The sequence below is a fragment of the Streptomyces ovatisporus genome, assembly GCF_042653885.1.
Classification (GTDB): domain Bacteria; phylum Actinomycetota; class Actinomycetes; order Streptomycetales; family Streptomycetaceae; genus Streptomyces; species Streptomyces ovatisporus.
Genome location: NZ_JBHSFH010000006.1, coordinates 67,378 through 80,404, shown reverse-complemented (window position 1 = coordinate 80,404; position 13,027 = coordinate 67,378). Strand labels below are relative to the sequence as shown.

Genomic DNA, 13,027 nt, shown 5'->3' with positions numbered 1-13,027 from the left:
CGACCGGATTGTGGAGTTCTCGTGGCGGGTGCAGCTCGGGGCAGTTCGGGCGAATGCCGAAAGAGGGCACGGGAAGGAGAACCACCAGATCGCATTCCGTACGACAGACCGGCGGCCGGTCAGCATCCGCCTGGAGCGTCAAGTCACCCCGGACGCCGCCGGCATGGAGGGGAAGTGAACGTCATGCGCGCGAGCAGGCGCCCCCTGCGGCCCACCGCACGCGTCGAATACACCTTGCCGCGCAGGGCTGTGTCCGCCCGCTGGGCGAGGAGGCTCACGACGGGCTTCCTGAACGGTTCCCGTACGCCCCCCGAGGCGGCCAGGCACGTGGACGAGGCGAACCTCGTCGTCTCCGAACTCGTCACCAACGCCACGCGGCACGGACGCGGCCGGTGCAGGCTGAGGCTCAGCAGCGGGGACGGCCAGGTCACGGTCGAGGTACGGGACGAGGGCAACCGGCTGCCCAAGGTCCGTCCGCCCGGCGCCGACGGCGAAAGCGGCCGGGGCGTCGCGCTGGTGCAGTGTCTGGCGCGGCAGTTGAAGGTGAGCGTCGCACCGGGCGGAGGCAAGACTGTGCGCGCTGTGCTGGACGCCGCCTGACGCGCGAGCCCCGCACACCTCTCCACCTCTCCAGCCCTCTCCAGCTCTCCAGCCCAACTGCCGCGGACCGGACCGGCGGCCTGCCGGTGACGGCCGTATGCCCGGGTGTCCAGGTGCCCGGGTGTCCAGGTGCTGTCGCCGCGACGGTCGTCGCCGCGACAGCGACCCCCCGTTCTGCCATCGCCGAGCCCGTACCGCCACGACGGCTGCGGTGCCCAACTGTCGGGCCGGTACCGCCTCTTGCCGCTCCGCGGTCCCGAGGGCGGCTCCGGTCTCGTCGCGGAGCATCTGCACCGCGAGCGCGCCGCTCGGGCGGACTCTCAGCGGTCGCTCATCTCGGCGAGGTGCCGCGTGAGAGTCTCCACCGGCTGGTAGGTCGCACCGAGCAGTGCGACATGCCGCCAGCGCACCGTCCCGTCCGGTCCGACGAGGAAGACCGCCCGGCGCAGGCCGATTCCGGGTGCGGCCACTCCGAACGTCCGCGCCACCTCGCGTCCGGTGTCGGCCAACAGGGGCATGCGCAGCCCGTGCTTGGCGGCGAAGGAGGCGTGACTTCCGAGGTCCTGCGGACTGATCGCCCACACCTCGGCGTCCCACCCGTCGAACTGCTCCAGCCCGGAGGAGTACGAGCACAGCTGCTTGGTGCACACCGTGGTGTCGTCGCCCGGGTAGAACGCCAGGACCACCGGCACACCGCGCCGCGAGGAGAGCGCGTAGTCGCCGTGCGCGAACTCCCCGTCCTTGAGGACGCCGCCGGGAAGCGTGAAGTCGGGGGCGGGCTGACCGATTTGAGGGCTTGCGGCCACGGGGCGGCTCCAGATCCGGGAACGGGACGGCAGCCGTGGGCGGTTGCCGTAGCGGGTCGGTTTTCGTGTCCAGGTGGTGCGTGCCCGACGTTTCGTGCGCCGGTGGTTCGCACGCCGTGTCAGGCGTCCATCGGGCTGCGTGTGCGTGTGCGTGTGCGTGCGTGTGCGGGTGCCGGGACGGACGGTACGGGGCTCACGGCTGCCGTGACCAGTTCTCCCATGCGGAGGCGACGTCCGGGTAGAGACGGCAGCGGGGATCGGCCTCTAGCGCCGCTCGTGTGGCTCGTTCCGCCCCGACGACGTGGAACCGCAGGCGGCTGCCCGCCGGGAGCAGCCGCGGCAGTTCGGCGGGGGAGAGCGAGTCGTCACGGCGCACGTCGTTGAAGTCGAGGTAGAACTGCGTCCGTTCGTCCACGACACGCGCACACAGGCTGTAGTGCATCGTCCGCAGCGTCGGGACGCACAGGGTGCCGCTCGCCGCCACCCACACGCGCGTCCCCGCAACGGCGAGCACACGTACCTGAATCGTCGCCGTCCCCATGAAAGCCCTTGTCCGACCGTACGGGCCGACGCGCGGAGCCGAACTCCCCACGCCCCCCTGCCCGTACAGATCATTCGCCGTCGCGGCCGTGTTGACTGTTACGCACGAGTATCCCGCTGACACGGCTGTCAGGGCAGGTGGCCGACGGAGACGGCACGTTCCCCGCGCATTTTCCGACCGGAACGGACGTGCTCTGCCCACCGGTCGACCAGCTGGTTCGCCCCAGATCGTTGCCCGTACGTATCAAGTACGCTCGGGGTACGTTCCGGACTACGCTGCGTGCGGTGGCGGGCGTGGACGAGGGAGGTCGAGCCGTGGCCGGTCAAGAGGAGTTGTTCGCGGCCGTCGATGCGCTGCTGGAGCAGGCGAGCGGCGAGCTGCCCCCTCCGGCCGAGCGGGCACGGCTGCGCCGCGCCGCCGGCCTCAGCCAGCAGCAGGTGGCGGCGGCGCTGAAGTTGAAGCGCAGGGAGACCGTCGCCGACTGGGAGAGCGGACGCAGCGAGCCGCGGCCTCCCCAACGCGCGGCGTACCTGCGGCTGTTGGAGGGCCTCGCCACGCGGTATCCGGCGCCGGAAGCGGCAGAGGCGGCCACGGCCCCCGCTCCGGTCCCGGGGTCCGCGCCCGATTCCGGGCCCCCGGCTGCGCGTTCGGCCGAGCCGGCAGCGGGGCTTCCGCCTGTGGCTGCCGAGGTCCCTCCCCCCGCGTCCGCCGACTCGACCGCCGTGAGGAGGTCTCCGGAGCCGCCGCAGGTGCCGGCGCCGAAGCCGTCCCCGCTACGGAGCGAGGGCACGGCGGGCTCCCGTCCCCGTAAGCGCCGTGCGAACTCCCCTTCCCCGCCGGAGGAATCGACCTCCGGCGGCTCCCGGCCCCGGTTCGCCAACGGTCCGCTGGCCGTGCTCGACGGCGACGGCACGGCGTACTGCACCGGAGGTCTGGTCCTCGACTGTCCGGCCCGCACTCTCGTCGAGCTCGTCGAGTGGGCGCTGGGCGAGGCCGACCTCGGCGCCGCGCGGCTGCACCGTTCCGGCAGGGACGCCGACCCACTGCTCGTACTGACGGAACCCGCCGCACTGCGCTACGGGTTGCCGCCCCGGCTGGAGGACCGCCGCAACCTGCGGCTCCCGGACGACCATCCCCTCGTACGGGAGATCGTGCAGGCCCGGTGGCAGCTAACCCGGCGTGGCTTCGGCCCGTGGCCCCGCATCTACCGTCCCGCAGAAGGCGGAACGCGCCGGTGCGTCCAGTTCGCGGTACTGCCCTGGGACGCGCTCGAACGCCGCACCTGGGGCGATGCCGCAAGCCTGCCGCCGGCCCGACTCGCCCAGGTGCTGGGGGAGTACGCACAGCACGTCCTCACCCCACGCGGCTCGGCCGCCGTCAACGGACTCGAACTGATGACGGCGCTCCGTCCGCCCACGCGGGCAGTTCACGACCCGGCCTCCGGCGGCTACGTCTCCGCCCCTGTGCCCGGCTCCCTCACCGTCGCCGTCGACCCGGCGCCTCCCGAGGCCCCCGAGGAGCACCCCGTCGCAGTCGGGCGCCCGGCGGACGACGCCCTCGACGAGGAAGCACACGAGTGGATCCGGGACCCCCAACTCCTCACCGACGCCGAGTGCGCGAGCGGCTTCGCGGTCGGTCTGGACGTCAACATGGCCTTCGCCGCGGCCGCCAACAGGCTCGCGGTGGGACTGTGCGCTCCGGAACACGTCAAGGCCCCGGTCTTCGACAAGAAGACACCCGGCTGCTGGCTCGTCGACCTGTCCCACATCGACACCGACCCCCGTCTCCCCAACCCCTTCACCGCGCACGGCGGGAGGCCCGGCGGCCCGGCCTGGTACGCGACTCCGACCGTCGCCTACGCGGCCGAACTCGGCCACTCCGTACGGCCGGTCGAGGCGTACCTGCGTCCGGAGAGCGGCCCTTACCTCGACCCGTGGTACCAGCGTCTGCGCGACGCCTACCTCGCCACCATGGAGCAACTCGGCGTCACACCGGGCCTGGACGAGGCCGCCTTCCTCGCGGCGATGGCCGTCCACAAGCAAGCCGACCCTGCCCGCGCGGCAGTGCTGTCCGCAGTCAAAGCCACCGTCAAGGGCGGCATCGGCAAGCTGCGTGAAAGGCCGCAGGGAGCGCGCTACCGGCCCGGTCAGCGCTGGCCGGCGCTCGAACGTCCCACGTGGCGGCCGGACATCCGCGCGGCGGTCATCGCCTCCGCCCGCGTCAACATGCACCGCAAGATGCGCAGACTCGCCGAAGGCGCGGGGCTGTTCCCCCTCGCGGTGCTGTCCGACTGCGCCGTCTACGCTTCGCCCGGACCCTCACCGGTGGATCTGCTTCCCCGCGCGGAAGACGGCAGACCGCTGCCCGGAGGGTTCCGCCTGGGAGTCAGCCCGGGCATGGTCAAACACGAAGGCACCAGGCCCTTCCTGTGGGCTGCCGAACTGCTGGACGCCGGTCACAATCCGGCCCGTCACATCAAGGACGACGCCCCGGACACCGGCGCAGACGAGGGCGGGGAGTAGGAAGCACTCGTGGGAGTCATCAGCGACAGCCTCGACCAGGCCACCGAGAACGTCTCCACCCGGCCTCTCCCGAAGAGCGCCGGGGCCCGCATGCGGTTCCTCGTCCAGCGGGCCCGCGGTTCGACGAGAGCGGTCGCACAGGCCCTGGGCGTCTCTCAGCGGACCGTCGAACGCTACGTGAACGACACCTTCAAGAGGCCCCGCCCGCAGCTTGCGGCGCGACTCGACGCCGAGGTCCGCCGGCAGTGGCAGCCGCGGGTCAAGAGCCGTGCCGCGAGGAGGGCGGCGACGAGCACCGGCATCACCGTCGAGGCCCGCGCACGTTTCGGCTTCACGGCCGCGCCCGGCAGCACGGACGACAGCCGTCAGCGCCTCATCACCCAGCACCTCCCGCCCGCCTACGCACGCCGGCTCTTCGCCGCCCGCAAGGCGGGGGCCGGCGAAGCGCAGCTGCGGGACATCATCGCGGAGGGCCTGCAGGAGCAGTACTTCAAGGACCGCGGCCGGCGCGCACCGGGGCTGCTGGTGGAGTTCACCGACATCGACTACGTCGAACTCGACTACTAGGGCGTTTTTCGAAAGTGCTGGTGTTGTGTGACACGGAACTTGAGCAGCGTGCCGGTGCTCGGGCAGGCTCACGTGCATGGTCTCGGTGTTGCAGAACGTGGCGATCGACTGTGCGGATGCCTATGAGCTGGCCCGGTTCTGGAGCGAGGTGACCGGTTGTCCGCTGCATCCGGAGGACAACCCGGGCGACCCGGAGATCGACGTGATGCTGCCGGAGGGCCCGCTGCTGCACTTCAACCAGGTGCCGGAGCCGAAGACGGTCAAGAAGCGGATGCACCTGTGCCTGCGCCCGAAGACCTCGCGCGAGGAGGAGGTCGAGCGGCTGCTCAGCCTCGGGGCCACCCTCGTCGCCGATCGCCGAGAACCCGATGGCGCGGGCTGGGCCGTCCTCGCAGATCCTGAAGGCAACGAATTCTGCGTGCTCCGCAGCGAGTCCGACCGTGCCGCGATGTCTTCTCGAGGCTCACACACACAAGGCCGGCAGCCCAGTTGATACTTGTCACAGCCCCTCGTTGATGGCCGCGGCGCAGGCAGTCGCGGTTCTTGCGGGAGGCGTACGCCTCGAGGCCACCGTGATCGTCACATCTCGGTGCTGACGGGAAGCCCCGCGAGGCATGCGGAGGTCGCCGGCCCGCGTCCGATCGCCTTGCCCGCAGAAGCAGTAGGTCAACACGGATGGCGGTTCAGGGACTTCTCGCGCGGTTGTCTTGCTGCGGCTGAGGGGAGTCGGCCGGCATCGACGCCGTTGGGTGGTCCACCGGGACGTGCCTCCGGCGGCGGACCGGCGCGAGTCTGCAGGAGGAGTTCACCCGGTCAGGATTGGCGCCGAAATGCGTTCAGCCACTGGTGAGTCGGGCCGCTGGGCCAGGCACATGACGCCGCCGAAAACCGGGCGCCATCCCCTCAAGAAGCCCACTACGTCGGGCCCGTGAACCCTGTCCGGTGCGGGCTCGCCGCCAATACCGCCCTGCCGTCCGAGCTGGTCGACCGGCTGATCGAGGTCGCGGACGCCGACATCGCCGCAAATCTTGCTGATCGCGCGGACCTCAGTCGCACGCAGTCCGTTGCGCTGGCCGGGCGCTGTGCTGAGGCCGCAGCGCAGCTTGCACACAAGGGCTGGCTCACTGCTGCGGCGGCACCAGTTCCGGCATCACGGCGAGTGGCAGCGACGGGTTGGCCGCCGCCGCACATTGCCGGCACGCTCCTGGAGCAAAGCGAGCGCCGCGAGGGGGCTGCGCCGCGGGATCAACGTCCGCACCCTGACCTCGGCCCGGCGCCGTGGCCCGTACGGCTGGACTGGACCCTTCAATTCCCCAGGATCAGGCTCCACTTGGCGAGGCTCAGCGCCGGTCGTCACGTGATACCGTCGCGGGCTGATTTGTGATCAGTGGCCTTACGGGGAGAGCTTGTTCGACACCACGGCGCACACCCGCCCCTTCAGCAAAGGTGACATCCTCCAGGTGCACTGCCCCTGGACCCCCACCACAGTGGCTGAGGTCGAGGAGGACTATGCGGTTCTGCACTGGCCGTGGGCTCCCATCGATCCTGCACCCCGGTGCCCCTGGTACGCCAACGGACCACAGCGTGCCCTTCCCCGTGCGGTGAACTCACCAGAGTCGATGGGCGAGCTCTACCGTACTGATCCCGAGCCCATGCACCTCTCAGCAGGCGGCGAGTGCCGTGTCGGCATTCCCACGGTGAAGGTCAGTGTCGCCGCCGTGATTCACTGCGAGCCACGGGACGCCCATGGGCTACCTCAACCTGACAGAACGTTGGTTGTCGTTCCTCTGGAGCACTCCTGGCTTCAGGACTACGAGGATGGCGGCTCCATGATCCACATCCCGTCGGCCGAGCCCATCACGATAGAGCGACTGCCGGCATCTTGAGGGGTCGCAACCTCTGCGCCGACTGCCGGTCTGAGCAGAGGTCGCCCCCTTAACTTGCCCGGTCGGGGGCCGGTTGGCGCACAACGACCTCGGCAAGACTTGGGCCCGGCATGACATTGCCGCCACGGCGGGATCCACGATCACATGTAGATGAAGTCACACGTGACGACCGCCGAGATCACTCCAACTGCGACACCCGAAGACGTGCTCATCGGATGGCGATCCTGCTCGGCGTCTCCCCTGCCGACCGGCAGGCTCAGCTATTCGACGGTGGTCTGGGTGCCGGAGGTGATCTTTGCGCGAAGATGCCGGCGCAGACGGTCGCCTTCTGGCTGCATGTTCGGAGCGAAGAGCGGACCCAGATCACCGGAATGTAGGTTTCGGCCATGACTGCTGAATGGCGGATGGATCGGATCGGGACTGCGTCGAGGGGCGAGAACCCGACGGTGCTGCGACGGCTGACGTCGGGGTACGCGGTGATCGGCGACATTCAGTTCCTGCCGGGATACTCGGTTCTGCTCGTGGACCAACCGGATGTGCAGCGGCTGTCGGACCTGCCGAAGGAAAAGCGGCTGTCGTTCCTGTCCGACATGGACCAGCTCGGTGAAGCGGTCGAGCGTGCCTGTCGGCGGCTGGACCCGGCTTTCCGACGGGTCAACCTCGAGATCCTGGGGAACACGGACCCGTTCCTGCATGCACATGTCTGGCCGCGGTTCGAGTGGGAGCCGGCCGACTTGGTGGGTTCTCCGGTGTGGCTCTATCCGCGTGAGCGGTGGGATGACGAGCGGTTCCAGCTCGGTCCGCAGCATGACGTGCTGCGAGATGCGATCGGCGGCGAATTGGACCAGCTGCGATCGGTGACCTGACGCCATGGGTCCGCCGACCGCTGCGTCGGCGGTCCCGGTGAGCCGATTCCGCATGAGACGCCCCGGCCCGTACCAGGTCGGGACACCGGGCTCGGACAGGGGAGTCGTACTCGGCGTCAGGGAGTACTTCGGCCCGGCAGCAAGCGGGCACGGCCGGTGAGGCCTGACCAGTTCACGGACGGCGAGACGCCAACTGAACCATCCCGGTGACAAAGGGGACCTCGGTGCCGCGTCGCGGGAAAGCGCTCGAACCGGCATCAGCAACCAGGATCTGCCGATACCCACGCCCATACCCTGCCGCTGCCCAACTGCCCGACCAGTGCGCTCAGTCACACTTGCCAGGCCCGGAGCACGTAAGTGCCAGAACTTTCGGCGTGATGCAGTGGAAGAGGACACCTGCCCAGGTGTCGTACGGAACGCTTCCGGGCTGCTCGGCGTCTGTGGAGCAGTGAGACCGACCGGGAGTTCGGGAGCGGGGACGCGACGGCGATCGCAGGCCCGTCCCGGCGCCCCGGTTCGTCCGACGGCCACGTTTCGTCTGCGACGAGGTTGTGCTCGTCCGTGGGGGGCTTGTGCCCGGTGCTCGCCCTATCTAGTTTTGCGATCAACCCCTTATCTGCGTGGAGGATTTCCGTGTCTGAGAATCACGATGCCGTCGTCGAAGAGGCGAGCACGGAGAGTGGAGGTGGCTGCCCGGTCGTGCACGGCCGCGCCCCGCATCCGACCCAGGGGGGCGGGAACCGCGGCTGGTGGCCGAACCGCCTCAACCTGAAGATCCTCGCCAAGAACACCTCGGTGGCCAACCCGATGAGCGAGGAGTTCGACTACGGGGAGGCGTTCAAGGCCCTCGATCTGCCCGCTGTGAAGCGGGACATCGCGGAGTTGCTCACCGACTCGAAGGACTGGTGGCCGGCCGACTTCGGCCACTACGGCCCGTTCATGATCCGTATGGCCTGGCACAGTGCCGGCACCTACCGGATCAGCGACGGCCGCGGCGGTGCCGGTGCCGGACAGCAGCGGTTCGCCCCCCTCAACAGCTGGCCGGACAACGGAAACCTGGACAAGGCCCGCCGGCTGCTGTGGCCCGTGAAGAAGAAGTACGGCCAGAGTCTGTCCTGGGCGGACCTGATGATCCTCGCCGGCAACGTCGCCCTGGAGTCGATGGGCCTGAAGACGTTCGGCTTCGCCGGCGGCCGTGAGGACGTCTGGGAGCCCGACGAGGACGTCTACTGGGGCCCCGAATCCACCTGGCTCGGCGACGAGCGCTACAGCGGCGACCGTGAGCTCGAGACCCCGCTGGCCGCCGTCCAGATGGGCCTCATCTACGTCAACCCGGAAGGCCCCAACGGCAATCCGGACCCGATCGCCGCAGCCCGCGACATCCGCGAGACCTTCCGCCGCATGGCGATGAACGACGAGGAGACCGTCGCGCTGATCGCCGGCGGGCACACCTTCGGCAAGACCCACGGTGCGGCTCCCGACAGCCACCTCGGCCCCGAACCCGAGGCCGCTCCTCTGGAGTTGCAGGGTCTCGGCTGGAAGGGCTCGCACGGCACCGGCAAGGCCGGCGACGCGATCACCAGCGGGCTCGAGGGCATCTGGACGAACACCCCGGTGACGTGGGACAACAGCTTCTTCGAGATCCTCTTCGGTTACGAGTGGGAGCTGACGACGAGCCCCGCGGGGGCCAACCAGTGGCAGCCGAAGAACGGCGCCGGCGCGGACACCGTCCCCGACGCCCACGACGCGTCGAAGAGCCACGCCCCGACGATGCTCACGACCGACCTCTCGCTCCGCATGGACCCGGTCTACGAGCCGATCTCGCGGCGTTTCCTCGAGAACCCCGACGAGTTCGCGGACGCGTTCGCCCGTGCGTGGTTCAAGCTGACCCACCGCGACATGGGGCCGATCGCGCGCTACCTCGGCCCCGAGGTGCCGAGCGAGACGCTGGTCTGGCAGGACCCGGTCCCCTCCGTGGACCACGAACTCGTCGGGGCGGCGGACGTCGCCGCCCTCAAGGAGCGGATCCTCGCCTCGGGGCTGTCGGTGTCCGAGCTGGTCTCCACCGCGTGGGCAGCCGCCTCCTCGTTCCGGGGCAGCGACAAGCGCGGGGGCGCCAACGGCGCACGCATCCGCCTGGAACCGCAGAGCCGCTGGGAGGTCAACAACCCCGACCAGCTCGCGACGGTCCTGGGCAAGCTCGAGGCCGTCCAGGACGCCTTCAACTCGTCCCAGAGCGGAGGCAAGCGGGTCTCGCTCGCGGACCTCATCGTCCTGGGCGGCTGTGCGGGCGTCGAGCAGGCCGCCAAGGAGGCCGGTTACGACATCGAGGTCCCCTTCACGCCCGGACGCACGGACGCATCGGCCGAACAGACGGACGTGGAGTCCTTCGAGGCGCTCGAGCCGACCGCGGAGGGTTTCCGCAACTACCTGGGGAAGGGCAACCGGCTCCCGGCCGAGTACCTCCTCATCGACCGGGCGAACCTGCTCACCCTGAGCGCGCCCGAGATGACGGTGCTCGTCGGCGGCCTGCGCGTCCTGGGCGCGAACTACGACAAGTCGTCACTCGGCGTGCTCACGGCCAACCCCGGCAGGCTGACCAACGACTTCTTCGTGAACCTGCTCGACATGGGCACGCAGTGGGAGCCGACGTCCGAGGCCGCCGAGACCTACGAAGGCCGGGACGCCGCCACGGGCGAGGTCAAGTGGACCGGCAGCCGTGTCGACCTCCTCTTCGGTTCGAACTCCGAACTGCGCGCGCTCGCGGAGGTCTACGCGTGCGACGACGCGGGGGAGAAGTTCGTGCAGGACTTCGTCGCGGCGTGGGACAAGGTCATGAACCTCGACCGGTTCGACCTGGACTGAGAACACGGCCCGTCCAGGCCGGCCCGACAAGGCCGGCCTGGACGCCCTCGGAGCCCCGGCCGCTTGCCGTGCTTTCTGCCCGGCTGGCCGTCGGGCGCCTGGGGGTGCCGTGCGGGTTGCACAACTGGGAGTCGGCGCAAGCCGTTTCGGCTGGGGAACCGCACTGCGTACGGGAAATCCAGTTGCCCGCGTCGCGCGCCGTGGTCACCCTGACCCGATGTTCCTCCAAGAAGCGGCACGTGCCTGGCGTGAAGACGGCTTCGTCATCCTCCCCGGCTTCATCCCGCCCGCCGAGCTGAAGCCCGCGGCGGGCGAACTGGACCTGCTGTTCCCGTCCGCCGAAGGCTTCCACGACGCAACCGATCCGCGACGCGAACGATTCATCGGTGACCAGTTCGCAGGGATCGACTACTTCCCGTTCGCCAGCACGGAGATCAGCTTGCTGGCAGTCAACCACCGGATCCTGACGCTCGCCGGGACGCTGCTGGAGGACGAGGACTTCCAGATCTACGGGGCCGAGGCCTGGGCGAAGTACACCGGTGCCAGCGACTACGACCAGGACCTGCACCGCGACTACCCGGGCCACACCCTCCTGGTGCCCAGCACTGCGCCCGGCTTCCAGGAGCTGGAGATGTTCGTGTACCTGGCGGATGTGCCCGAGGAGTCCGGCCCTGCGCACCTCGTTTCCCGGAAGCACACGGCCGGCCTCCCCGCCGTGCCCGACAGGCATCTGCGGTCCGGTCTCGAAAGCAGGAGCCGCTTCCACGACGACAGCGGAAGCCCGCACCTGTACGGAGCGGAGGTGTCCGCAGCCGGTCCTGCCGGAACGGTCGTCGCCTTCGAGATCGGCACCGTCCACCGCGCAACAGCCATGACCGCGCCGCGCGGTGCCCGCTACACGATGCACTTGAACTTCCGTCCCTCCGGCGTCCACTGGGGTCAGCGCCGGGGCTGGGCCTACTCCGCCGTCCAGCAGGACTGGTCCGAGTTCGTCGAGCGGGCCACCCCGCGCCAGCTCCGGGCATTCGGGTTCCCGCCACCCGGACATCCTTACTGGACACCGGAGACGCTGGCAGGGACGGCACTGCGGTATCCGGGGCTCGACCTCACACCCTGGCGTCAGTCTGGCTGAGCCCCCGGCCGCTTGCCCGAGGTCCCGTCCGTACGACTGGTGCGGACAGGAGCGCCGCCACCGCTGTTCACCGGCGTGGAAGGCGGAAGGGACGATCAGGTCGTCGTCGCTGAACGGCTTCACCGCGGTGCAGCTCTTCGCCACGTCCGGGTCAGCGACCGTGGTCAGGCATCCCTGCGGGTGGGGCGGCCGCGGGGGGACGGTGGGACATGGCCCAGCGGATCGTGGAGGTCAGCCCGGATCCGGCCCAGCGCACACCGGTCTTCTCCAGCAGGGGCAGGTGAGGCAGGCCCAGGGGCTCCCGGGCCCACGGTGGCAGCAGCGCGATCGCGTTGGCGGCGATTATCGCGTAGGGGAGACGGGCGGCCCGGGGCAGCGGTGGACGCAGCAGCAGGAATCGGGCGGCGTCCCTGGCCTCTGGCGTGGCGCGCAACTCGGGTCGGTACGCCGCGATCCGCTCGGCCAGTTCCCGGCGGTCGCGCGGCGGGTCGAGGACACCCAGGGCGCTGCCGACGCGTGCGGTGTCGGCCACGTAGCCGTCGTACTCTTCCGGCGTCAGCGGTTTCGCCCCGTAGCGCTGATGGGCCCGCCAGAAGCTGTCGACCTCGGCGACATGCACCCACGCGAGCAGGTGCGGATCCGCCGCGTGGTACTCCGCTCCCGCGACGGTCCGCCCCTTCACACGCTGATGCACACCCCTGACGTGATCGACCGCGCGTTGCGCGTCGTCCGCAGCCCCGTAGGTCGTCATGGCGAGAAAGGTGCTGGTCCGCTGGAGGCGCCCCCACGGGTCCCCCTTGTATCCCGAATGCGCCGCGACGGCGCTCATGGCCAGGGGATGCAGCGACTGGAGCAGCAGCGCGCTCAGACCCCCGATGAACATCGAGGCATCACCGTGCACTGTGCGTATCGGTCTGTCCTCGGCGAACCACCTCGGTCCGGGTGTCCCGTGGATCCTGGACCGGTTCGCGGCGCCCGCCGGGCCTGCCACCCGCTCGAAGAGACTGCTGCCCAGCCGCTCCCGCGCCGCCGCTACGCCTGGTATCCGCCACTCCATACTTCCATTGTCCGCGTTGCGGCGCGGGTGCGGACATCTCCCGGCGGATCGGCGCCGCGGCCCTCCCTGCCGGCCCCGTCGAGCCCCGTCGCCATGAGGCGTGCCGAGCAGATTCCCGCGCCGCACCCTCGTGGTCCTCCGGGGCTCCCGGCGAAACGCCTGGCGGCTTGATCGCCGGGGGAGAG

The 13,027-nt window shown here is 70.0% G+C and carries 12 protein-coding genes; 9 read left to right on the top strand and 3 right to left on the bottom strand.

Annotated elements, in window-relative coordinates; genetic code table 11:
* Nucleotides 1-183: 183 nt before the first annotated feature.
* Nucleotides 184-600: an ATP-binding protein gene (locus ACFPA8_RS11730; protein ID WP_386447620.1), complete on the top strand. Its 417-nt coding sequence runs from the start codon at nucleotides 184-186 to the stop codon at nucleotides 598-600.
* Nucleotides 601-920: 320 nt separating this feature from the next.
* Here ACFPA8_RS11730 and ACFPA8_RS11725 read toward each other — a convergent pair whose 3' ends face one another.
* Together ACFPA8_RS11725 and ACFPA8_RS11720 are read right to left on the bottom strand one after the other, a co-directional pair.
* Nucleotides 921-1,406 (bottom strand): peroxiredoxin family protein, encoded by a 486-nt coding sequence (locus ACFPA8_RS11725; RefSeq protein ID WP_386446530.1) that lies wholly within the window; start codon nucleotides 1,404-1,406, stop codon nucleotides 921-923.
* Nucleotides 1,407-1,599: 193 nt separating this feature from the next.
* Entirely contained in the window at nucleotides 1,600-1,947 is a 348-nt protein-coding gene (locus ACFPA8_RS11720; RefSeq protein WP_386446528.1) for a hypothetical protein, read from the bottom strand.
* 314 nt (nucleotides 1,948-2,261) lie between these two features.
* On the opposite strand from ACFPA8_RS11720, the gene tap reads away from it, so the two are divergent.
* The 8 genes from tap (at nucleotide 2,262) to ACFPA8_RS11680 (ending at nucleotide 11,785) form a co-directional block, all read left to right on the top strand.
* Nucleotides 2,262-4,469, top strand: a complete 2,208-nt coding sequence (tap, locus tag ACFPA8_RS11715) for a telomere-associated protein Tap (protein WP_386446525.1) — start codon at nucleotides 2,262-2,264, stop codon at nucleotides 4,467-4,469.
* Nucleotides 4,470-4,478: 9 nt separating this feature from the next.
* Nucleotides 4,479-5,036, top strand: coding sequence for a telomere-protecting terminal protein Tpg (gene tpg / locus ACFPA8_RS11710; protein ID WP_386446522.1), 558 nt, complete (start codon nucleotides 4,479-4,481; stop codon nucleotides 5,034-5,036).
* 76 nt (nucleotides 5,037-5,112) lie between these two features.
* On the top strand, nucleotides 5,113-5,529 hold the full coding sequence (locus ACFPA8_RS11705) for a VOC family protein (RefSeq protein ID WP_386446519.1): 417 nt from the start codon (nucleotides 5,113-5,115) through the stop codon (nucleotides 5,527-5,529).
* A 913-nt stretch (nucleotides 5,530-6,442) separates the two neighbouring features.
* Nucleotides 6,443-6,922, top strand: a complete 480-nt coding sequence (locus tag ACFPA8_RS11700; RefSeq protein ID WP_386446516.1) for a hypothetical protein — start codon at nucleotides 6,443-6,445, stop codon at nucleotides 6,920-6,922.
* Nucleotides 6,923-7,137: 215 nt separating this feature from the next.
* The gene (locus ACFPA8_RS11695) at nucleotides 7,138-7,299 is read left to right on the top strand and encodes a hypothetical protein (protein WP_386446513.1); all 162 of its coding nucleotides are present in this window, start codon (nucleotides 7,138-7,140) and stop codon (nucleotides 7,297-7,299) included.
* Nucleotides 7,300-7,308: 9 nt separating this feature from the next.
* Complete coding sequence (locus ACFPA8_RS11690; RefSeq protein WP_386446510.1) at nucleotides 7,309-7,788, top strand: HIT family protein; 480 nt, start codon at nucleotides 7,309-7,311, stop codon at nucleotides 7,786-7,788.
* Between the two features lie 633 nt (nucleotides 7,789-8,421).
* Nucleotides 8,422-10,653 carry a catalase/peroxidase HPI gene (gene katG / locus ACFPA8_RS11685; protein WP_386446507.1) on the top strand — a complete coding sequence of 744 codons (2,232 nt, stop codon included), beginning with the start codon at nucleotides 8,422-8,424 and terminating at the stop codon, nucleotides 10,651-10,653.
* Nucleotides 10,654-10,870: 217 nt separating this feature from the next.
* On the top strand, nucleotides 10,871-11,785 hold the full coding sequence (locus ACFPA8_RS11680; RefSeq protein WP_386446505.1) for a phytanoyl-CoA dioxygenase family protein: 915 nt from the start codon (nucleotides 10,871-10,873) through the stop codon (nucleotides 11,783-11,785).
* A 151-nt stretch (nucleotides 11,786-11,936) separates the two neighbouring features.
* On the opposite strand, the gene ACFPA8_RS11675 is transcribed toward ACFPA8_RS11680, so the two are convergent.
* Nucleotides 11,937-12,842 carry an oxygenase MpaB family protein gene (locus ACFPA8_RS11675; protein WP_386446503.1) on the bottom strand — a complete coding sequence of 302 codons (906 nt, stop codon included), beginning with the start codon at nucleotides 12,840-12,842 and terminating at the stop codon, nucleotides 11,937-11,939.
* Nucleotides 12,843-13,027 lie beyond the last annotated feature (185 nt).